This is a genomic window from Pseudomonas sp. GW821-FHT09E12, assembly GCF_059416085.1.
This window is the reverse complement of sequence record NZ_JBWKOM010000004.1, coordinates 546,398-568,222: the sequence shown is the minus strand read 5'-3', so window position 1 is coordinate 568,222 and position 21,825 is coordinate 546,398. Positions and strand designations below refer to the sequence as shown.

Genomic DNA, 21,825 nt, shown 5'->3' with positions numbered 1-21,825 from the left:
CAGCCAATGCCCGATGTTTCCAGCCCCACTTCCCCGTCTGAATCGACCGCCCTGTTTACGGCCGTGCAACAGCATTTCCACAGCGTGATCGTGCCGCTCTGGCAGGGGCCGGGCTGGAATCCGGAACTGGCACTGCCCTTCGAGGCGCTGGACGCCGAACATGCCCCGCTGCCACCTCAGCGTTATCGGGCCATGGCCTGCGCCCGGCAGCTGTACCTGTTTTCCAGCCTGATCGGCGATGGTCGTACGCCGCTTGCCGAAGAGCGCGCCGCAGCGCTGTTCCGTTCCCTGCAACGGCACTTCCACGATGCCGAGCACGGTGGCTGGTTCTACAGCATCGATGCCCAGGGCGCGCCGCTGGACAGGCGCAAGGACCTCTACACCCACGCCTTCATCGTCTTTGCCTGCGCCCATTACTGGGCCAGGGTCCGCGAGCCGCTGGTGGAATCGGTGCTCAATGCCGCGCTGAAAGTGGTGGCCGAACGTTTTGCCAGCGGCGATGGCCTGTACGAAGCAGTCCTCGCCGAAGACTGGTCGCCCCTGGCCTGCGGCCCCTTGCAGAACCCGCTGATGCACCTGGCCGAAGCCTTCCTCGCCACCCTGGCCGTGCGTGACGACGCCGCCGTGCAAGGCGCACTGCTGGCCCTGTGCACGACCATGCAGCAGCGCTTCATCGAGCCACGGCATGGGCTGATGATGGAGAAACCGCTGGGGGCTGTGGATAACTGGTTCGAGCCGGGGCACCAGTTCGAATGGTTCTTCCTGCTGCAATCCTCGGCCTTGCTGCGCGGCTGCCCGCTGCACGCCTCGCTGGAGCGGGCCTTCGCCTATGCCGAGCAGGTTGGTGTGGATAACTCCAGCGGCGCGGTGAGTGGGATGCTGAGCATCGATGGCGATGTGCTCGACCCGACCCAACGCATCTGGGCCCAGGCCGAATACCTGCGCGCCCTGACCTTGCGCCAGGACCGCGCCGAACGCCTGCAGCACCAGTTGCGGGCGTTGCAACAACACTTCCTGCATGCCAAGGGCTGGAACGAATGCCTGGACGCCCATGGCGTACTTAGCCGTCGGGACATGCCGTCGACCACGCCTTATCACCTGGCGACCTGTTATCTCGGCCTGGCTGAATACTTCAGCTGATCTTTACATCGCTATCGCGAGCAAGCTTCGCTCCTACAGAAAAACGGGCATACCTGTGTAGGAGCGAAGCTTGCTCGCGATTGCGCGCCTGCGCTCAGAAAGGCCTCAGGCAATCCACTTGCGATCACCGGTAAAGCTGATGGTCAGCCAGCGCGCCGCATCCGCCTTGCCGAGCTGTGTGGATATCTCCTCGCGCAGCTTGTCCAGCGTCGCCACGCCCTGCAATGGATAGTCCTGCGGCAGCACGATGTGAATCTCGATGAACCGCGCCCGTCCGTGCTTCTGCACATACGAGACATAGTCGGCAAAGCCGTGCTCGACTTTCGCCTCGTCCATCACTTGGCGAACCTTGTCATCCAGTTGGTCCGGGACAATTCCCAGTACATCGCGTAACGCTGGCTTGAGAATATTGAAGGCCGGCGCGAGCATGCTCAGGGCCAGCAGGATCAGGATCGACGGGTCGACGTAAGCGGCCCACTGGCCATAACCCTGGGTCTTGAGCAGCAACGCGATGAGAAAGCTCACCAGCAAGCCGATCGAGAGCATCGCGTCCACCAGCCAGCTGACGTTGTCGAACTTGATCAACGAGGATTTCAACGTGCGATTGCGATAACGGACGTAGAAGAAATAGGCGAAACAGACGACGCTAAGCACCATCGCAAAAGGGATCACCAGGCCCAGTTCGATCTCGCGGCCACCGTTGATGATGCCGAACATACCGCTGAGAAAGGCGTAGATCGCAATCAGCAACAAAAAGCTGCCTTCGATCAGCAGCACCATCGGTTCCAGGTGCCAGAAGCCGAACTGAAAGCGCTGGTTGCTTTCCTTGGCGATCAGCTTGGCGGTGATCAGCATCAGGACCTTGATGACGGTCGCGATCAGCGAAAAAAAACCATCGAACAGAATCGATTGGGAACCGGAAAAAAAACCCGTGACGATAGCGGCGATCGCCACGGCGAACATCAGGACGGTCGATTGTTTGAGCAGTACCTGCTCACCTCGGTTACTCACATTTCCTCCTCGAGAACCTTTGACTTCGCGGCCTTGATGCAAGGCTGCGGTGGGTTGCGGAGCGGGAGTCTACCTTGTGCGGGCTGATTCAGGCCTGAACGGCTGTGTTGCCAAACGCATCGGCACATGAGGTGTGTAGCCGCTGCCGCAGGCTGCGATAAGGCCCGGAGGGCCTTCGGCGATCTTGAAGAGCACGCCCTCTTCGAGGTCGATCGCAGCCTTCGGCAGCGGCTACAGGGGGAGCACTCAGCCCTTGGCATTGCGCTCAATGGCGAAGCCGGCCCAGGTCTGGCTCACCGGCATCAGTTCCAGGCTGTTGATATTGACGTGGGCCGGGGTGTTGAGCACCCAGAAGATGGTGTCGGCGATGTCCTGCGGCTGGATCGGCTCGGCACCGGCGTAGGTGGCGTCGTAGCGCTCCTGGTCGCCTTTGAAGCGCACCAGGGAGAACTCGCTTTCGCACAGGCCCGGCTCGATGTTGGTCACCCGCACACCGGTGCCTTGCAGGTCGCAACGCAGGTTCAGGGAGAACTGTTTGACGAACGCCTTGCTCGCGCCATACACGTGACTGCCCGGATACGGGTAGTTACCGGCGATGGAGCCGAGGTTGACGATGCCGGCGCCGCGGCCATGGGCGATCAGCCGTGGCAGCAGCAGGCGGGTGCTGTACATCAGGCCCTTGATGTTGGTGTCGACCATGGTGTCCCAGTCGTCCAGGTCGCACTTGGGCGCCGGGTCGACCCCCAGGGCCAGGCCGGCGTTGTTGATCAGCCCGCGCAGCTTGGCGAAGGACGGCGGCAGGTTGGCGATCGCTTCTTCCATGGCCTTGCGGTCCCGCACATCGAGCACCAGGCCGTGCACTTCGGTCTGCTTCGACAGCTCGGCGCACAGGGCGTCGAGACGCTCTTCGCGGCGCCCGGTCAGCACCAGCGACCAGCCGGCCTCGGCAAAACGACGGGCACAGGCTTCGCCAAAACCGGAGGTCGCGCCGGTAATAAACAGGGTGGAAGTCATGGTGTTCTCCTTGCTGGGCGTCGAACCGCCGTGGAAATGAAAAATCGTTTCGCAGCATGCCCGGCCTGAATCGCAGCGGCAACCGGAGGTTGTGCGAGCCCGGCTATCAGCCTCCCCTGTAGCCGCTGCCGAAGGCTGCGATCGGTCTGGGCGGCATTCCGTTCGAGGAGGGCGTGCTCTTCAAGATCGTTGAAAGGCCCTCCGGGCCTTATCGCAGCCTTCGGCAGCGGCTACAGAGACGCAACTGTACAAAAAACGACCAACAACCGCCAAGCCAGGCAGGTCGTGGCCCGCAGCCACATGCACGCACCTTATCCACAGGACGCTCCACAGTCTTTGGGGGCAAGTGCAAAAGTCCGCAAGCCGCTATCCACAGGGGCTGCAGGCGGTTTTAGAAAGTTTTTTGCTTGACCTGGGCATGGCGTCCATGCAGCCCCGACCGATACAGGCGACCGAACGGTCAGGCAAGGGATGGCTTCAAGCCAGTAACGACGCTGCCTCGGCGAGTCTTTCCAGAGTTTAATCACAGACTTATCCACAGGCTTGCCCAGGGGGTTTCCGCCCTTTGCCTGCGACAATAAAAAGGTTGACAACGGCCGCTCAAGGTCCGGCAAAAACGCCTGATCAAAAAACGATCGCCAGCCTGCAGGCCACGCCATTCAAGGCGTCCAGCCAGCTACTCCCACGTTACCCACAGCCAGTTCCACAGCAAACGGGGACAAGTCAAAACCTTGGCAAAACAACTATTTGCAGCGTCTTTATGCCGCGCTTTGCCAGCTTGCGCAGAATGTTTTCCACAATTTGCGTTTTCTGCTGTGGACAAGGTCATCCAGCCTCTGTAGGAGCGAGCTTGCTCGCGAAGAACCGGAGAACGACGCGTATATCCAGGCAGCCAGCGTCATCGTTGACGAGCATCGCGAGCAAGCTCGCTCCCACAAGATCAAGGGGATAAAAAATGCCCCGGCGGCGTGAGCCGGCGGGGCAGGTCTTATCCACGGCACTCAGGCTCAGTGACCGCCCAGATACGCGTTACGCACCTCCTCGTTGACCAGCAGTTCCTGGCCGGTGCCGCTCAGGCGGATCTCGCCGTTGACCATCACATAGGCGCGGTCCGACAGCTTCAGCGCGTGGTTGGCATTCTGCTCGACCAGGAAGATGGTCATGCCGGTGGAGGCCAGCTCGCGCAAGGTGGCGAATATCTGCTTCACCACGATCGGCGCCAGCCCCAGGCTCGGTTCGTCCAGCAACAGCAGCTTGGGACGGCTCATCAGCGCGCGGGCGATGGCGAGCATCTGCTGCTCGCCGCCGGACATGGTCATGGCCCGCTGGGTCCGACGTTCCTTGAGCCGCGGGAACAGCTCGAACATGCGCTGCATGTCTTCGCTGGCGTACTTGTCGCCGATGGGGATAGTGCCCATCAGCAGGTTCTCTTCCACCGTCATGTCCGGAAACACCCGGCGCCCTTCCGGCGACTGGGCGATGCCGTTGGAGGCGATGTAGTGCGAGGACTTGTGGGTGATGTCCACACCGCGGTAGATGATCTGCCCGGACTCGGCCCGCGGCTGGCCGAAAATCGACATCAGCAGCGTGGACTTGCCGGCACCGTTGGAGCCGATCAGGCTCACGGTTTCACCTTCGTTGATGTGCAGCGAGACTTTCTTCAGAGCCTGGATCGGCCCGTAGTACACGTCCAGGTCCTTGAGTTCGAGGATAGGCGCAGTCGTCATACCAGTTCCTCTTCGTCCGCACCCAGGTAGGCGGCAATCACTTTCGGGTCGTTGCGGATCGCTTCGGGCCCGCCCTCGGCGATCACGTTGCCGTGGTCGAGCACCACGATATGGTCGGAAATACTCATCACCATGCCCATGTCATGTTCGATCAGCACCACGGTCAGGTCGTGCTCATCGCGCAGCAGCCGGATCATCGCGCTGAGCGCTTCGGTTTCCTGGGGGTTGAGACCGGCGGCCGGTTCGTCGAGGCAGATGATCTGCGGCCGGGTGCACATGGCGCGGGCGATTTCCAGGCGGCGTTGCTGGCCGTAGGACAACTCGCCGGCCAGGCGGTTGGCGCAGTCCACCAGGTCCACCACCTCCAGCCAGTAGAAGGCGTGGTCCAGGGCGTCGCTTTCAGCCTTCTGGTAACCCTTGGTGTTGAGGATGCCGGACAGCAGGTTGCGGTTGACCCACATGTGCTGGGCCACCAGCAGGTTCTCCAGCACCGACATTTCCCTGAACAGGCGAATGTTCTGGAAGGTCCGCGCCAGGCCCGCCCGGTTCACCAGGTGGGTACCGCCGAACATCTTGTAGAACAGTCGGCTGGCAAAGCGCTTGGGCGACACGAAGTCGGTCGCGCGAAACGGCTCGCCCAGCAGCTTGATGACGTTGGTCGGCTTGCCTCGGGTATTGAGGGCGATGTGCCCGCCCGTGGCCTTGTAGAAACCGGTCAGGCAGTTGAACACCGTGGTCTTGCCGGCGCCATTGGGGCCGATCAGGGCGAAGATGGAGTTGCGCTTGACCTCCAGGCTGACGTCGCTCAGGGCCTTGATGCCACCGAAGTGCATCATCAGGTTCTCTACCTTGAGAATGACTTCATCGCTCATGGCACGCTCCTCTCGACCAAGGCACCTTTACGCGGGGTCACCCCGGTACGGCTGATACGAATCAGGCCTCGCGGCCGCCAGATCATCATTAACACCATGAGAATGCCGAACAGCAGCACCCGGTACTCGGAGAAGCTGCGCAGCAGCTCCGGCGCCACGGTGAGCACGAACGCCGCGATCACCACGCCCACGGTCGACCCCATGCCGCCCAGGACCACGATGGCCAGGATCAGCGCCGACTCGAAGAAGGTGAAGGACGAGGGGTTCACGAAGCCCTGGTAGCTGGCGAAGAACACCCCGGCCAGGCCGGCGGTGGAAGCGCCGATGGTAAAGGCCGAGAGCTTCACCAACACGTGGTTCAGGCCCATGGCGCGGCAGGCGATCTCGTCTTCGCGCAAGGCTTCCCAGGCCCGGCCGACCGGCATGCGGGTCAGGCGGTGCTTGATGTAGAGCACCAGCAGCACCACGATGAACAGCACGATGTAGATGAACAGGAACTTCAGGTTGGGGTTGTATTCCAGGCCGAAGAACTCATGGAACGGCACCCCGCCATCCTTCGCCCGCCGAGTGAATTCCAGGCCGAAAATGCTCGGCGACGGAACCGGCATGCCGTTCGGACCGCCAGTGAAGGACAGCCAGTTGTTGAGGATCAGGCGGATGATCTCGCCGAAGCCCAGGGTCACGATGGCCAGGTAGTCACCGTGCATGCGCAACACCGGGAAGCCGAGTATGCACCCCGCCAGCGCCGCGGCGAGGGCCGCCAGGGGCAGCACGGTCCAGAAGCCCAGGCCCAGGTACTGGTAACCCAGCGCCAGGCCGTAGGCACCGATGGCGTAGAACGCCACGTACCCCAGGTCGAGCAGCCCGGCCAGGCCGACCACGATGTTCAGCCCAAGACCGAGCAGCACGTAGATCAGGCCGAGGATGACCACGGTCAGCAGGTACTTGTTGGCAAATAACGGGAAGACGATAGCGATCACGATCAGCGCCGGGATGATCCAGCGCAGCCGCGACTTGTAGTCCGGCGCCCGCACATGCACGCCGGAGCCGGTGCTCTCGAAACCCTGGAGGATCTTCAGCCCCTTGGGCGTCTGCAGGAACAGGCTCAAGGCGAAACGGCCGATCATCACGATCGCCACCAGCCAGCCGACGCGGGCCGGTTGCAGGTTGAAGCTGTAGCCCTCGAGTACCACGCCCACGATAGGACCGAACACGATCAGCGAGATCAGCCCGGCCAGTACGGCGTCAATGAGGCTCTTTTTGATATCAATCGGTTTATTGGCAGCAGACATACTTATACCTTCGCCACGAGTGGGCGACCCAGCAGGCCTTGGGGACGGAAGATCAGAATCAGCACCAGCAGCGAGAAACTGAACACGTCTTTGTAGTCGGAGTTGATCAGACCGGAGAACAGCGACTCGGAGATCCCGAGGATGATCCCGCCGAGCATCGCGCCCGGCAGCGAGCCGATGCCGCCGAGTACCGCCGCGGTGAACGCCTTGATGCCGATGATGAAGCCGGCATAGAAGTCGAACGTGCCGTAGTTCATGGTGATCAGTACGCCCGCCAGCGCCGCCATGGCGGCGCCGATGATGAACACGTAGGAAATCACCCGGTCGGTGTTGATCCCGAGGATCGAGGCCATCTTGCGGTCTTGCTGGGTGGCGCGGCACATGCGGCCGAGCTTGGTGTACTTGATGATGTAGGTGAGCACGGCCATGCCGGCGAATGCCGCCACCAGGATGAAGATCTTGGTGTAGGTGAGCTGGACGAAACCGGTGCCGATGTCGACCTTCCAGGCGCCGGCCAGCAGCGTCGGTACACCTTGTTGCTTGGCGCCCTGGCTGATCTGCGCGTAGTTCTGCAGGATCAGCGAGATACCGATGGCGCTGATCAGCGGCGCCAGGCGGGTGGAGTTACGCAGGGGTTTGTAGGCGACGCGCTCGATGACCCAGCCGTAGATCCCCGTCACGACGACGGTGAAGACCAGGGTACCGAGAATGAGTAGCGGGAAGGATTCGATGCCGAAGTAGGCCAGCAGAGCCAGACTGATTGCCGCGAGGTAAGCGGAAATCATGTAAACCTCGCCGTGGGCGAAGTTGATCATGCCGATGATGCCATAGACCATTGTGTAGCCGATGGCGATCAGACCATAGACGGACCCGAGGGTCAGTCCATTGATCAGTTGCTGCAGGAAAATACCATCCATAACGCAATCTCACGCATTTGAGAGACTGCACACAGCGGATACGACGGCCTGGGGTTCAACCACCCGCGCAACACGACAGTTGTGCAGCTCTACGAGAAAAGACAGGTACTGCACGGACACGCATGCAGCAGGCCTGCGCCCTCCCCTGGAGGAAGGGCCGGCCTGCCCAGACGCTCATGTCACTTCTGTTTTTCCAGCTGGTGGTATTTGCCGTCCTTGTCCCACTGGTAAACCACGTAGTCGGAGACTTTCAGGTCGCCCTTGGCATCCCAGGTCTTCTCGCCCATCACGGTTTTCACCGGGTTGGCCTTGAGCCACTTGGCGGCGTCCTCGCCCTTGTTGGACTTGGCCCCGCCGAAGCCGGCAGCCAGTGCCTGGACCGACGCGTAGGCGTACAGGGTGTAGCCTTCAGGCTCGGTGCCGGCCTTGCGGAAAGCGTCAACCACAGTCTTGCTGTCCGGCAGCAGGCGCGGGTCGGCGCCGAAGGTCATGTACACGCCATCGACGTATTGCGGACCGCCAGCGGTGGTCACCAGTTCGTCGGTGACGATACCGTCGTCGGACATGAACTTGACGTCTTTGAGGCCCTGCTCGCGCATCTGGCGTACCAGCGGACCGGCTTCCGGGTGCAGGCCGCCGAAGTAGACGACATCGGCACCGGCGGCGCGGATCTTGGTGACCACGGCGCTGAAGTCTTTTTCGCCACGAGTCAGGCCTTCGTACAGCACCGGCGTCACGCCGCGCTTGCTCAGCTGTGCCTTGGTGGCGTCCGCCAGGCCCTGGCCGTAGGTGTCCTTGTCGTGCAGGACCACAACTTTCTTGCCCTTGAGCACGTCGACGATGTAGTCGCCGGCGACGATGCCCTGCTGGTCGTCACGCCCGCACATGCGGAACATGGCGGAGAGGCCGCGCTCGGTGACCTGTGGGTTGGTGGAGCCCGGGGTGATGGCGATCACGCCCGCATCGCTGTAAACCTCGGAAGCCGGAATGGTCGACGACGAGCAGAAGTGACCGACCACACCGGCCACCTTGTCCTGGTCCACCAGGCGGTTGGCCACGGCCACGGCCTGTTTCGGTTCGCAGGCGTCGTCACCCTTGACCAGGACGATCTTCTCGCCGTTGACGCCGCCCTTGGCGTTGATCTCGTCAGCCGCTGCCTGTGCACCCTTCATGTACTGCTCGCCAAATGCCGCGTTGGCGCCTGTCATGGGACCCGCTACGCCGATCTTGAGGTCGGCCTGAGCAAACGCAGAAACACCCAACGCAGCTGCCACTGCGAGGGCCAGAAAGCCTTTCTTGTAAAACGTCTGGGACATGAGGTGGTGCTCCAAGGTTTTTTTAGTTGGCACTGCGACTTCACCGAATGCTCAGAGCAAGGGCCGTGCCATTGGTTTTTTATTCTGAAAAAAGTCGCTCTTTTATTGTTATTTCGACTGTTTCGAGCCCTTTTTTATTGGGCGTGCAACCGTCTAAACCGCGGAAGGTGAAACCTTACAAAACATCAGGCGCAACCCGCCTGCGCCATCATTGCAACCGCGGCGCAAATCAACGTGCAACCAGCCTGTAACAGCCTGCGTAACCGAACTGCACACTACTGGTGCAGGACTGCTACGCCCCGCACCACTACAGGCTAGTCGCTGCGCCGAAAAGCGCCGCACCCGGCAACATATTTCCTTTGTCAGATAACGATCCGCAGGCACTGGCCCGCGTGATACAGGGAGAACCCGGCCTCGTACAGGCAACTGCGCAAGCCCACGCCGGCCAGGGGCTGCATGGGGGTGAAGGGAATCGGCAACGCCTGAGGATTTCCGTTACACAGGTAATCGGCGAACGCCTTGCCGACCACGGTGCCGGTGGTCACGCCCCGGCCGTTGTAGCCGGTGACCGCCACCAGACCGGGCGCCGGCTCGAACAGACGCATCAGGTGATCGGGGGTAAAGGCGATGCAACCGGTCCAGGTGCACTCCCACTCCACCGCTTTCAGGTAGGGGAAATAGTGCTGTTGTACCCGGTCGGCCCAGGCCTTGAGGAACCAGGCCGGCTTCTGGTTGCCATTGCCCAGGCTGCCCAGCAGCAGGCGGCCGTCGGCGTCCCGGCGAATGCTGCTGAGCACCTGGCGGGTGTCCCAGGAGCCCTGGCCACCCGGCAGGATCCGCTGCGCAGCTTCCTCGGTCAGCGGCCTGGAGGCGACCTGATAGTAGTAACCGGGGAAAAAATTGCGCCGCAATTCGGTCCAGTCGCCCTCGGTGTAGGCATTGGAGGCAATCACCACCTGCTCGGCCAGCACCGAGCCCTGGGCGGTCTGCACCGACCAGCGCTGGCCCTGGCGTTCGAGACGGGTCACCGGCGAATGGTCGAACAGTTGGCCCCCCAGGTCGACCGCGGCCTTGGCCAGGCCACTGACATAGGCCATCGGATTGACCGTGCCGGCCCGGCGATCGAGCAAGGCCGCGGCGATCTTCCTGGTGCCGGTGGCGGTTTCACAAGCCGCGCCGGTCAACAGCTCGACCGGTGCTCCCCGGCGCTTCCACTGGGCTTCCCGGCTGCGCAGGTCGGCCTCGCCCCGGGCGTTGTGCGCCATGTGCAGGGTGCCTTCGCGGCGCAGCTGGCAATCGATGCGGTATTTGTCGATCAGGCTGAACACCAGGGCCGGCGCCGCCCCCAGCATGCGGTTGAGCTGGCTGCCGACCGCCTCGCCGAAACCGGCCTCGATCTCGTCTGGCGGGATCCACATCCCGGCATTCACCAGGCCCACGTTGCGTCCCGAACCACCGTGACCGGTGCGGTGGGCTTCCAGTACACAAACCCTTTTGCCCTGCTCCAGCAGGTGCACGGCGGCCGACAGGCCGGTAAAGCCCGCGCCGATCACGCAGACATCCACCCTGACCTCGCCCTTGAGCGGGGCATTGTCAGGCCTTTGCGGCGTCAGTTTTTCCCACAGGCATTCTTCGCGTAACGGCATTGCCAGACTCCGAAATCAACGAACCACAGACCATGAACCAGCACCTCCCCTGTAGTCGCTGCCGCAGGCTGCGATCGACCGCTACGGTCGCGGCGACCTGAAGACCGCCATAGGCCCGACAGGAGATCGGGAACCAAGCTCCTTCGGAGCTTATCGCAGCCTTCGGCAGCGGCTACAGCGCCCGGCAGGCGGGCGCGATCGGGGTCGATCAATCGAAGGTAATACCCTGCGCCAATGGCAACTCCAGCGAGTAGTTCACGGTGTTGGTCTGCCGGCGCATATAGGCGCGCCAGGCATCGGAGCCGGACTCGCGGCCGCCGCCGGTTTCTTTCTCGCCACCGAAGGCGCCGCCGATTTCCGCGCCGCTCGGGCCGATGTTGACGTTGGCGATGCCGCAGTCGCTGCCCACCGCCGACATGAACTGCTCGGCCTCACGCACATCGGTGGTGAAGATGCAGGACGACAGGCCTTGCGGCACGGCGTTGTTCAGGCGCAGCGCTTCGGCGAAATCGCTGTAGCCCACCACGTAGAGAATCGGTGCGAAGGTTTCGCTGCACACCCCGTCGCTCTGCTCCGGCATCTCGACGATCGCCGGCGACACGTAATAGGCGTTGGGGAACTGGTCTTCCAACTGGCGCTTGCCGCCGAACACCCGGCCACCCTCGCTCAGGGCCTGCTCCAGCGCATCCTGCATGTTGTCGAAGCTGTGCTTGTCGATCAGCGGGCCGACCAGGTTGCCTTGCAGCGGATGGCCGATGCGCACCTTGGAATAGGCGGCCTTGAGGCGGGTGACGATTTCGTCCTTCACCGATTCATGGGCAATCAGCCGGCGCAACGTCGTGCAGCGCTGGCCAGCGGTACCGACGGCGCTGAACAGGATGGCGCGCACGGCCATGTCCAGATCGGCGCTCGGCCCCAGGATCATCGCGTTGTTGCCGCCCAGCTCGAGGATGCTGCGGGCGAAACGCGCGGCGACTTTCGGCGCCACTTCGCGGCCCATGCGGGTGCTGCCGGTGGCGCTGATCAGGGCCACGCGCGGGTCGTCCACCAGCGCTTCGCCGGCGTCGCGCCCGCCGATGATCACCTGGCTCAGGTACTCGGGGGCATCGCTGAAGTTCTTCAGCACGCGCTCGAACAGCGCCTGGCAGGCCAGGGCGGTCAACGGGGTCTTTTCCGAGGGTTTCCAGATCACCGGGTTGCCGCAGACCAGCGCCAAGGTGGTGTTCCAGGCCCAGACCGCGACCGGGAAGTTGAACGCGCTGATCACCCCGACGATGCCCAGCGGGTGCCAGGTTTCGCGCATGTGGTGGCCCGGGCGCTCGGAGGCGATCGTCAGGCCGTACAGCTGGCGCGACAGGCCGACCGCGAAGTCGCAGATGTCGATCATTTCCTGCACTTCGCCCAGGCCTTCCTGAGTGATCTTACCGGCTTCCCAGGACACCAGCTCACCGAGGTCGGCCTTGTATTCGCGCAGCACTTCGCCGAACTGGCGCACCAGCTCGCCGCGACGCGGCGCCGGCACCTTGCGCCACAACTCGAACGCATGCTCCGCGCGACTGACCTGCTGCTCCACCTCGGCCGCGCCCTGCCAGTTCACCGAGGCGATGCGGCTGCCGTCGATCGGCGAATGCACGGGCTGCTTGCCCGATTGATACAGGGCCGGGTTCACACCAAGACGATCAAGCAATGCGGCAACCATGGGTCACTCCTTACAAATGGAAAGCAAAAAGTCGTAGCCGTTGACACAGCCATTCAGGACTGTAGTTGTAGCCGGCCCGAGACTTGCCAACAAACGACGATTAGGCGAGATATCATTCCGTTTATTCATGCTGCGCAGCCGGGACAAGAACAAGGAACCCTCGATGCTGAACAAACGCTACCTGCCCTCGATCACCGCCCTGCAGTGTTTCGAGGCCGTCACCCGGCACCTGAGCTTCACCCGCGCCGCCGAGGAGCTGAACCTGACCCAGAGCGCAGTCAGCAAGCAGGTCGCGCAGCTGGAAGAGCTCCTGCAACACCTGCTGTTTCGCCGGGTACGCCGGCGCCTGCAACTGACCCCGGCCGGCGACCTGTACCTGGTGGAAGTGCGCAAGATCCTCTCGCAGATCGAGATGTCGACCCACTACCTGCGCTCCTACGGTGGCGAAACCGAAGTCCTGCGGGTGTCCACCCCATCGACCTTCGGTGCGCGCTGGCTGGTGCCGCGCCTCAAGGGCTGGCGCCTGCGTCACCCGCAGATCCATCTGGACCTGTGCAACGAGCAGGAAGCCGACGACCTGCTGCAGGGCCGCAGCGACATGGCGTTCTACTTCGGCCAGGGTTCGCGCCCCGGCACCGAGTGCCTGAAGCTGTTCGGCGAAGAGCTGGTGGCGGTCTGCGCCCCCGGCAGCCTGCCGGACAAGCCGTTCACCGACCCGACGCAGCTGGCCGAGCTGGTGCTGCTGCAACTGGCCTCGCGGCCGCAGGCCTGGCATGACTGGTTCGACAGCCAGGGTTACCACACCGAGCACAGCTATCACGGCCCGCGCTTCGAAACCTTCTACATGTGCATCCGGGCCGCCCAGGTCGGCTGCGGCGTGGCCCTGCTACCGCGGTTCCTGGTGGAAGAAGAGCTGGCCGAGGGCAAGCTGGTGCTGGCGTGGGACTACGCCATGCCCAGCCACGATGCCTATTACCTGGCCTACCCCGAACATGCGGCCGAAGTGCCCAAGGTACGGGACTTCGTACGCTGGATGCTGGAACAGATCGACAGCCCGGCGCCGGCCTGATCCGGGATGAGTGCAGGCCGCACGGGCGCTATCGCGGGCAAGCCTCGCTCCTACTGGTACGGCACCGCTCTTGTAGGAGCGAGGCTTGCCCGCGATGGGGCCATCAGCCTCGACATCGTCCCCAAGCAAAAAACACTGGCAAAACCCACGGCGGATATGCGCCACTACTGCCTTCATTGAACAAGCTGGAAAGCCGCGCCCTTGATCGCGGCCAGCATGGAGATTCCCGTTATGAGCGAGAGTGTGTTTGCCGATCGCATCGTGCAGAACCTGCTCGACACCGACTTCTACAAACTGACCATGATGCAGGCGGTGCTGCACAACTACCCCAATGTGGAAGTCGAATGGGAATTCCGCTGCCGCAACAGCGAGGATCTGCGCCCCTATCTGGCGGAGATCCGTTATCAGTTCGAGCGCCTGGCCGACCTGAGCCTGAGCGCCGACCAGTTGAGTTTTCTCGAGCGCATCAGCTTCCTGAAACCGGACTTCCTGCGTTTTCTCGGGCTGTTCCGCTTCAACCTGCGGTATGTGCATACCGGTATCGAGAACGGCGAGCTGTTCATCCGCCTGCGCGGGCCCTGGCTGCATGTGATCCTGTTCGAAGTGCCGATGCTGGCGATCGTCAGCGAGGTGCGTAACCGCTATCGCTACCGCGAAGTCGTCCTGGAACAGGCGCGCGAACAGCTGTATCGCAAGTTCGACTGGCTGAGCGCCAACGCCAGCGCCGATGAACTGTCGCACCTGCAGGTGGCCGACTTCGGCACCCGCCGGCGCTTCTCGTACCGGGTCCAGGAAGAAGTGGTGAACGTGCTCAAGCACGACTTCCCCGGACGTTTCGTCGGCACCAGCAACGTGCACCTGTCCCGCGAGCTGGACATGAAACCCCTGGGCACCATGGCCCACGAATGGATCATGGCCCACCAGCAACTGGGACCGCGGCTGATCGACAGCCAGATCGCCGCCCTCGACTGCTGGGTCCGCGAGTATCGCGGCCTGCTGGGGATCGCCCTGACCGACTGCATCACCACCGACGCCTTCCTCAACGATTTCGATCTGTACTTCGCCAAGCTGTTCGACGGTTTGCGCCACGACTCGGGCGACCCGATCGCCTGGGCGGAAAAAGCCATCGCCCATTACCTGAAACTGGGCATCGAGCCGATGAGCAAGACCCTGGTGTTCTCCGACAGCCTGACGCTGCCCAAGTCCCTGGAGATTTTTCGTGCGTTGCGCGGTCGGATCAATGTCAGCTTCGGTATCGGCACCAACCTGACGTGCGATATTCCCGGTGTCGAGCCGATGAGCATCGTGCTTAAAATGGCCGCCTGCAATGGCCAGCCCGTCGCCAAGATCTCCGACGAAGCGGGCAAGACCCATTGCAAGGATCCCAACTTCGTCGCTTATTTGCGCCACGTTTTCCAAGTACCTGCCGCCCTTTCTGGCACATCAAGCAAGGAGTGAATCATGCAAGCCGTACAGCGTGAGATTGCTGAACAGCTCAAGGTCCAACCCCCTTTCAAGGACCAGGCCGATCTCGAGGCAGAAGTCGCCCGGCGGGTCGCGTTCATCCAGCAATGCCTGCTCAATTCCGGGCTCAAGGCCCTGGTGCTGGGCATCAGCGGTGGCGTCGACTCCCTGACCGCTGGCCTGCTGGCCCAGCGGGCGATGCGCGAACTGCGCGCCAGCAGTGGCGACCAGGGCTATCGTTTCATCGCCGTGCGCCTGCCGTACGACGTGCAGTTCGACGAACACGATGCCCAGGCCTCGGTGGACTTCATCGAACCCGACGAGCGCCACACCGTGAACATCGGGCCGGCGGTCAAGTCCCTGGCCAATGAAGTGGCGGCCTTCGAAGGCCATCAGGCGGTAACCCGGGACTTCGTCCTTGGCAACACCAAGGCACGCATGCGCATGGTCGCGCAGTACACCATCGCCGGCGCCGCCCACGGCCTGGTGATCGGCACCGACCACGCCGCCGAAGCGGTGATGGGTTTCTTCACCAAGTTCGGTGACGGCGCCTGCGACCTGGCCCCGCTGAGCGGGTTGGTGAAGAATCAGGTGCGGGCCATTGCCCGGCATTTCGGCGCGCCGGAGTCGCTGGTGGAGAAGATCCCTACCGCCGACCTGGAAGACCTGTCTCCCGGCAAGCCGGACGAAGCGTCCCACGGCGTGACCTACGCCGAGATCGACGCCTTCCTCCACGGCCAGCCGGTGCGCGAGGAGGCGTTCAAGATCATCTGCAACACCTACAACAAGACCCATCACAAACGCGTGATGCCATTCGCGCCATAAACAGCCCGTAGCCGCTGCCGAGGCTGCGCACGGCCGCAGAGCAGTCGCCAAACCAGGCGCCACGTTATGTTCGATGGACCGCGTGGGCAGGTTTTGCGAGGACTGCGTCCTCGTACGCAGCCTCGCAGGCTCGGCAGCGGCTACAAGTCTGTATACGCAGTTCCAGGCACAAAAAAAGCGCCCCGCAGGGCGCTTTTTCATCACACCGAATCAACCGATCACTTCAGCACCACAGCGCCTTTCATCATCGAGTTGTGGCCCGGGAACGAGCAGAAGAACTCGTAGCTTTCGCCAGCGGTCAGCTTCGACACGTCGAAGGTCACCGAGTCTTTTTCGCCGGAGCCGATGATCTTGGTGTGGGCGATGACGCGGCTGTCGCCTTCTTTCAGGTAGTTCTTGTCGATGCCGGCGGCCATGCCGTCGGTAGCGATACCGGCCATGTCCGCGCTTTTGCTCAATACCCAGTTATGGCCCATGACGTTCTTCGGCAGGCTGCCGGAGTGGGTCAGGTTCACGGTGAAGGTCTTGCAGCTCTTGTCGATGGTGATTTCCTTCGTGTTGAAGGACATCTGGTCGGTGGAGTCGACATCGACCTTACATTCGGCGGCCATCAGTTGGCTGCTGGCCAGTGTCAGCAGGGATACCGCAACGAGTTTGGCAAACATGGTGAATCTCCAAGGCAGGGTTAACAAAATCCATCTGAATCCATGAAGGTGAAGACTGCCTGAATTTTTCACAAGTTCCTATGATTTACATCAAGAAATTGTATACAACTTTGCGCTATCGGCCTGATCGAGAGAATCAAACAGCCAGCCGCCAGCCGCGGGCCTATGCTCGGCGCACATCACTATCGGAGTGTCTGCCATGCACCTCAACAGTCTGTTCCGCAGCCTGCTCGCAGCCTATGCCTGTGGCGCCAGCGGCACCTATGAAAGCCCCCGCGGCGAGGATTGACCCTTGGAGCGCGGCCGGCCAGCCATTACTCTGTGGCCCTCACCGACCATGGAGTAAGGCATGTCTTTAGCGTCTGTATGCGTGTTCTGCGGTGCCAGCACTGGCACCAACCCGGCCTACCGCGAGGCCGCCGAAGCCCTCGGGCGCCAGCTGGCCGAGCGCAAGCTGACCCTGGTCTATGGCGGTGGCGCCGTCGGCCTGATGGGCATAGTCGCCGACGCGGCCCTGGCGGCTGGCGGCGAAGTCATCGGCATCATTCCCCAGAGCCTCAAGGACAAGGAAATCGGCCATCCGGGCCTGACGCGCCTGGAGGTGGTCGATGGCATGCACGCCCGCAAGGCACGCATGGCCGAGTTGAGCGACGCCTTTATCGCGCTGCCTGGCGGCCTGGGTACCCTGGAAGAATTGTTCGAAGTCTGGACCTGGGGGCAGTTGGGCTATCACGCCAAGCCCCTGGGGTTGCTGGAAGTGAATGGCTTCTACGAGAAGCTCACGGGTTTTCTCGATCACATCGTCGGCGAAGGCTTCGTTCGCGCCCCGCACCGTGACATGCTGCAAGTGAGCGAATCGCCGCGCAAACTGCTGCAAGCCCTGGAAGCCTGGCAACCCACGGTAGTCCCCAAATGGGCCGAGCAGAAACCCGATTAACCGCCGGGCCCCGATACAAGGCAGAATACGCGCCGCTCAAACCTCACCTTCGACCCCAGAGGATCGCCCATGGCTAAACCCAATTACTCCTTCGCCAAACGTCAGCGAGACCTGGCAAAGGAGCAGAAGAAAGAGGAAAAGCTGCAACGCAAGAAAGCGGCCGCTGAAGAAGCCGGCGCACCAAGCCCGGATACAGAAGACGACGTGGCCGTCGACAACGCCGATGCAGTAGACGATCAGACCCCCAAGGCCTGAGACCCGCCAGGCCCGATACCTCTATCAGGCCCTCGGGATCTGGGGTCGGCCATCCGTTGCCGACCCTCGGATACCCAACGCTTTGACAATCGAATCGCGATAACCCTGCGGCAAGTTGGCCGGTAGTCGGTCCGGCGCGAACAGGCCGATTTCCTTGTGCTCGTGGCTGACGGCCGGCACAAAACCGCCCAGGAGCCGGCAGCGATAGGTCGAGATAAACACATGCTTGCCGGGGATGACTTCGAACAGGTACGAATCCAGCGGCTCGCCCACCGCCACCCGCACGTCCAGCTCCTCCTCGATCTCCCGCGCCAGGCATTGCGGCGCCGTCTCCCCCAGCTCGATCCGCCCGCCGGGCAGCTCCCACTCGTCACGCTCGTTGAGCATCAGCACCACCAGCCCCTCGGGTGATTGCAGCACGCCCTTGATCGATACCGGGAACATAAACGACTCCTGTAAAAACCTGTAGCCGCTGCCGAAGGCTGCGCTCGGGCGCGTAGCGGCCGTGTTTTTTTAGACCGCTGGAAGGTTCTGCGAACCTTATCGCAGCCTGCGGCAGCGGCTACAGTGAGATCCGTTCATTCAGCGGCATCACCGTCACCCGCACTTCCGGGTCGTGGCTGCCGCCGCCGAGAATCACCCCGCGCAACGGCGACACATCGGAAAAATCCCGGCCCCAGGCCAGGGTGATGTGCTCCAGCGCCGGCTGCACGTTGTTGGTCGGGTCGAAATCCACCCAGCCGAGCACCGGGCAGAACACCGAAACCCAGGCATGGGAGGCATCCGCGCCGATCAGGCGTGGCTGCCCCGGTGGCGGCTGGGTCAGCAGGTAGCCGCTGACATAACGCGCTGCCAAGCCACGGGAACGTAAACACGCCAGCATCAGGTGGGCGAAGTCCTGGCAAACCCCGCGCCGCCGCTCCAGCACTTCCACGAGCGGCGTCGCCACCTGGGTGGCTTCGGCATCGAAGGTGAACTCGCTGAAGATCTTTTCCATCAACGCTTGCACCCCCAACAACAACGGACGCCCGGCGGGGAAACAGCTTTCGGAGAACTCGACGAAGCTTTTCTTCAAGTGCACATAAGGCGACTCGAAGCGGTAACGGCACGCCTCCATCAAGGCCGCGGATAACGGCCGGCTGCTGTAGGTCAGCGCACTGCGGGTGGCGTCCCAGGGCAATGAACGGGTGAAATCCAGCGCAGGCCGGGCCAGCACCTCCACCGTCAGCTGCGCATTGACCAGCAATTCGTCATGGGGGCGCTCGAACGCCAGCCGGGTCAGCGGATTGCCGAACACATCCAGCTCGTCGCGGCGGGTGGTGGGGTCGGGGCTGATCAGCAGTTCCTGCTGGCTGCAATGCTGCCAGGCGCAGGCGCGCGGCCACAGGTGCGCCAACTGCTGGGCCAGGGAAACCGGGCTGTCGTAGTGGTAATGGGTATCGTGGAAGATCTGGTAATGAGCGCTCATCAGACGGATACCGTTCGTTGGCTGACATCGTCGACATGGGCGAAATGCCGCAGCGCCAGGCGGTCGGAGACCTGCCCGCTGGCATCGGCGATTTCCTGCAACAGGTCGGCCAGGCCTTCGAGCGCCGCCCGCACGCTGGCCTCGCCGAACAGCGGGTTTTCCAGGCAGCCCAGGTCGAAGCGCCCCAGACGCCCCACCAGCTTGGGCAAACCGGCCTCGCGCGGTACGCCGAACTCGTCGTTCAAGCGATTGAGGGTCCGGGTCACCAGCTTCAGCTGGAACAGCACCGCATGGGGGTTCTGTTCGTCGAGCAGCAACAGGTCGAGCACCGGAATCAACTGCGCCACCGCCAGGTAGCGGGAACGGTAGGTGATGCTGCTGTTGCCCAGTTCCAGCAGCCACTCCAGCCCGGCCTGGTCGAACGCGGTGGCGCTGCGCAGGAAGGCCGCCAGGCTGCTGCTGAGAAACTGCAGGCGCTCGATGCGCCGGCCAATCATCAAAAAGCGCCAGCCTTCGTCGCGGGTCATGTCGTCCAGGGCGAAGCCCGACAGCGCCGCCAGGGACATCACCAGGCGGTTGAGGAAGTCCAGCAGCTCGCCGAAGTCCGGCTCGCGGGCTTCCAGCGCCAAGGCTTCGCGCTGCAATTCCACCAGCGCCTGCCAGTTTTCCCGCGAAAGCTTGCCGCGCACCTGGGACGCCGCCCACTGCAGGCGCTGCAGGTTGGAGCGCAGGCTGAAGGACCAGTCGTCCCCCAGCAGGGCCGCCAACAAACGCTCGGGCAGTTCGCCTTCGTCCGGCAGCAGCATCAGGCTTTCGCCCAGCTCGACCGCCGCCTGCAAGGCCTGCGGGTCATCGCCGTCGACATAGCGCGCCAGCATGATCCGCAACAGCCGCGCACTGCCATCGCAACGCTCGCAGTAACGGCCGAACCAGAACAGGTTTTCCACCACCCGCGACGGCAGGTACGGATCGCGCCGCACCAGTTCATGCACGCCGATGGTCCGCTGGCCTTTCCACTGTTCGCCGCTGGGCGCACGTTCGCCCAGCACCCAGGTGTCCTTGCTGGCGCCGCCGCGCTGCATCGATACCACCTCGGCATCGGCCTCGGCGGCCACCCGGGTCAAGCCGCCCGGCAGTACCCGGTAACCATCGTGGCTGGCCACGGCATACACCCGCATGCCGATGGCCCGCGGTTGCAGCTGGCCGTCCTCGGCCTGCCAGACCGGCGCCTGGGACAGTTGCGCCAGTTCCTGGGCGACATAGGCATAAGGTCGCGCCCGCATGCGTTCGGCCAGGGCCTGGCGTTCTTTCTCGCAAAGGTCGCGACCGAACAATGGGGCAAAGCTCTGGGACGGGAACGCCGGCTTGATCAGCAGTTCCGGGAGTTTCTCCAGGGCCTGGGCCAGCACCGGTGCCTCGCCGCACCACCAGGTGGCGACAGACGGCAGAATCAGTTTTTCGCCGAACAAGTGCTCGCTGATCTTCGGCAGGAAACCCAGCAGGCCTGGCGACTCCAGCACGCCGCTGCCCAGGGCATTGGCCACCAGCACCCGCCCCTGCCGCACCGCCTCCAGCAGCCCCGGCACGCCGAGGGCCGAGTCGGTGCGCAGTTCCAGCGGGTCGCAGAAATCGTCGTCGAGCCGGCGCATGATCGCGTGCACCCGCCGCAGGCCGCTCAGAGTCTTGAGGTAGACCGTGGCGTCGCGCACCGTCAGGTCGCCGCCTTCCACCAGCGGATAACCGAGCTGGCGCGCCAGGTACAAGTGCTCGAAATAGCTCTCGTTGAAACGTCCCGGGGTCAGCAGCACGATCAGTGGCGCTTCGTCGTCCCGGGGCGCCTGGCGGGCCAGGGTTTCCTGCAGCGTGCGGAAGAACCCGGCCAGGTGCTGCACCTGCAGATCGCGGTACAGGTCCGGAAAGGCCCGGGACACGATCATGCGGTTTTCCAGGGCGTAGCCGGCACCGGACGGCGCCTGGGTACGGTCGGCGGTGACCCACCAGCGCCCGTCCGGGGTGCGCGCTAGGTCGACCGCGTACAGGTGCAGGAAGGCGCCATCCGGCGGCTGGATGCCCTGGCACGGCCAGAGAAAGTTGTTATGGCCAAAGACCAGTTCGGCCGGCAGCAGGCCCTCGCTGATCAGCCGCTGGGGCCCGTACAGGTCGGCCAGTACCGCATTGAGCAAACGTGCCCGCTGCGCGATCCCGGCGGACAGCTGCTGCCATTCATCGGCGGCGATCACATGGGGCAACAGGTCCAGTTCCCATGGCCGGTCGGCGCCCTTGGGGTCGGCATAGACGTTGTAGGTGACGCCGTTTTCCTGGATCTGCCGGGTCAGCAGCGCCTGGCGCTGCATCAACTGCGCTGGCGTGCTGCGCTGCAACTGGTCGAACAGCCGGCGCCAGTGCGGGCGCACCGCGCCGCTGGCGTCGAGCAGTTCGTGGTAGGTACCCGCCGTCAGCGGGTAGTGGTCAAGCAGGTCAGGCATGGAAAGCTCGGCAGACGGCAAG

The 21,825-nt window shown here is 63.1% G+C and carries 19 protein-coding genes; 6 read left to right on the top strand and 13 right to left on the bottom strand.

What is annotated here, in order from left to right; translation table 11 throughout:
- Positions 1–6: 6 nt before the first annotated feature.
- Complete coding sequence (locus tag AC07PQ_RS14455) at positions 7–1,140, top strand: AGE family epimerase/isomerase (RefSeq protein WP_493185753.1); 1,134 nt, start codon at positions 7–9, stop codon at positions 1,138–1,140.
- A gap of 105 nt (positions 1,141–1,245) precedes the next feature.
- Here the strand turns inward: AC07PQ_RS14455 and AC07PQ_RS14450 are convergent, their stop codons facing one another.
- The 9 genes from AC07PQ_RS14450 to amaB all read right to left on the bottom strand — a co-directional run bounded on the left by AC07PQ_RS14450 (position 1,246) and on the right by amaB (position 12,634).
- Positions 1,246–2,151 carry a cation diffusion facilitator family transporter gene (locus AC07PQ_RS14450; RefSeq protein ID WP_493185752.1) on the bottom strand — a complete coding sequence of 302 codons (906 nt, stop codon included), beginning with the start codon at positions 2,149–2,151 and terminating at the stop codon, positions 1,246–1,248.
- A 246-nt stretch (positions 2,152–2,397) separates the two neighbouring features.
- Positions 2,398–3,165, bottom strand: a complete 768-nt coding sequence (locus tag AC07PQ_RS14445; protein ID WP_007925222.1) for an SDR family oxidoreductase — start codon at positions 3,163–3,165, stop codon at positions 2,398–2,400.
- A 1,007-nt stretch (positions 3,166–4,172) separates the two neighbouring features.
- Entirely contained in the window at positions 4,173–4,892 is a 720-nt protein-coding gene (locus tag AC07PQ_RS14440) for an ABC transporter ATP-binding protein (RefSeq protein ID WP_007925221.1), read from the bottom strand.
- Positions 4,889–5,764, bottom strand: a complete 876-nt coding sequence (locus tag AC07PQ_RS14435) for an ATP-binding cassette domain-containing protein (RefSeq protein ID WP_007925220.1) — start codon at positions 5,762–5,764, stop codon at positions 4,889–4,891. The genes AC07PQ_RS14440 and AC07PQ_RS14435 overlap by 4 nt, the downstream gene beginning before the upstream one ends.
- Positions 5,761–7,056, bottom strand: a complete 1,296-nt coding sequence (livM, locus tag AC07PQ_RS14430; RefSeq protein ID WP_493185751.1) for a high-affinity branched-chain amino acid ABC transporter permease LivM — start codon at positions 7,054–7,056, stop codon at positions 5,761–5,763. Before livM ends, AC07PQ_RS14435 begins: the two co-directional genes overlap by 4 nt.
- Before the next feature lie 2 nt (positions 7,057–7,058).
- The gene (locus AC07PQ_RS14425; protein WP_007925218.1) at positions 7,059–7,973 is read right to left on the bottom strand and encodes an ABC transporter permease subunit; all 915 of its coding nucleotides are present in this window, start codon (positions 7,971–7,973) and stop codon (positions 7,059–7,061) included.
- A 179-nt stretch (positions 7,974–8,152) separates the two neighbouring features.
- Positions 8,153–9,289 carry a branched-chain amino acid ABC transporter substrate-binding protein gene (locus tag AC07PQ_RS14420; protein ID WP_007925216.1) on the bottom strand — a complete coding sequence of 379 codons (1,137 nt, stop codon included), beginning with the start codon at positions 9,287–9,289 and terminating at the stop codon, positions 8,153–8,155.
- Positions 9,290–9,651: 362 nt separating this feature from the next.
- On the bottom strand, positions 9,652–10,935 hold the full coding sequence (gene amaA, locus AC07PQ_RS14415; protein ID WP_493185750.1) for an L-pipecolate oxidase: 1,284 nt from the start codon (positions 10,933–10,935) through the stop codon (positions 9,652–9,654).
- Positions 10,936–11,143: 208 nt separating this feature from the next.
- Positions 11,144–12,634: an L-piperidine-6-carboxylate dehydrogenase gene (gene amaB, locus AC07PQ_RS14410; RefSeq protein WP_493185749.1), complete on the bottom strand. Its 1,491-nt coding sequence runs from the start codon at positions 12,632–12,634 to the stop codon at positions 11,144–11,146.
- A 163-nt stretch (positions 12,635–12,797) separates the two neighbouring features.
- On the opposite strand from amaB, the gene AC07PQ_RS14405 reads away from it, so the two are divergent.
- The 3 genes from AC07PQ_RS14405 to nadE all read left to right on the top strand — a co-directional run bounded on the left by AC07PQ_RS14405 (position 12,798) and on the right by nadE (position 15,992).
- The gene (locus AC07PQ_RS14405) at positions 12,798–13,703 is read left to right on the top strand and encodes a LysR family transcriptional regulator (RefSeq protein WP_493185748.1); all 906 of its coding nucleotides are present in this window, start codon (positions 12,798–12,800) and stop codon (positions 13,701–13,703) included.
- 231 nt (positions 13,704–13,934) lie between these two features.
- On the top strand, positions 13,935–15,161 hold the full coding sequence (pncB, locus tag AC07PQ_RS14400) for a nicotinate phosphoribosyltransferase (RefSeq protein ID WP_007925207.1): 1,227 nt from the start codon (positions 13,935–13,937) through the stop codon (positions 15,159–15,161).
- Positions 15,162–15,164: 3 nt separating this feature from the next.
- Positions 15,165–15,992 carry an NAD(+) synthase gene (nadE, locus tag AC07PQ_RS14395; RefSeq protein WP_007925206.1) on the top strand — a complete coding sequence of 276 codons (828 nt, stop codon included), beginning with the start codon at positions 15,165–15,167 and terminating at the stop codon, positions 15,990–15,992.
- 218 nt (positions 15,993–16,210) lie between these two features.
- On the opposite strand, the gene azu is transcribed toward nadE, so the two are convergent.
- Positions 16,211–16,657, bottom strand: a complete 447-nt coding sequence (azu, locus tag AC07PQ_RS14390) for an azurin (RefSeq protein ID WP_007921507.1) — start codon at positions 16,655–16,657, stop codon at positions 16,211–16,213.
- Positions 16,658–17,006: 349 nt separating this feature from the next.
- Between azu and AC07PQ_RS14385 the strand changes: the two genes are divergently transcribed.
- Positions 17,007–17,594 (top strand): cytokinin riboside 5'-monophosphate phosphoribohydrolase, encoded by a 588-nt coding sequence (locus AC07PQ_RS14385; RefSeq protein WP_102678306.1) that lies wholly within the window; start codon positions 17,007–17,009, stop codon positions 17,592–17,594.
- A 69-nt stretch (positions 17,595–17,663) separates the two neighbouring features.
- On the top strand, positions 17,664–17,849 hold the full coding sequence (locus AC07PQ_RS14380) for a hypothetical protein (protein WP_007921504.1): 186 nt from the start codon (positions 17,664–17,666) through the stop codon (positions 17,847–17,849).
- Between the two features lie 24 nt (positions 17,850–17,873).
- On the opposite strand, the gene AC07PQ_RS14375 is transcribed toward AC07PQ_RS14380, so the two are convergent.
- The 3 genes from AC07PQ_RS14375 to AC07PQ_RS14365 all read right to left on the bottom strand — a co-directional run bounded on the left by AC07PQ_RS14375 (position 17,874) and on the right by AC07PQ_RS14365 (position 21,803).
- Positions 17,874–18,293, bottom strand: a complete 420-nt coding sequence (locus AC07PQ_RS14375) for an NUDIX hydrolase (RefSeq protein ID WP_493185747.1) — start codon at positions 18,291–18,293, stop codon at positions 17,874–17,876.
- Positions 18,294–18,411: 118 nt separating this feature from the next.
- Positions 18,412–19,317 carry a transglutaminase family protein gene (locus tag AC07PQ_RS14370; RefSeq protein WP_007921501.1) on the bottom strand — a complete coding sequence of 302 codons (906 nt, stop codon included), beginning with the start codon at positions 19,315–19,317 and terminating at the stop codon, positions 18,412–18,414.
- A complete protein-coding gene (locus AC07PQ_RS14365) occupies positions 19,317–21,803 on the bottom strand; it encodes a circularly permuted type 2 ATP-grasp protein (RefSeq protein ID WP_493185746.1) in 2,487 nt (828 codons plus the stop codon). Before AC07PQ_RS14365 ends, AC07PQ_RS14370 begins: the two co-directional genes overlap by 1 nt.
- Between the last annotated feature and the right edge of the window lie 22 nt (positions 21,804–21,825).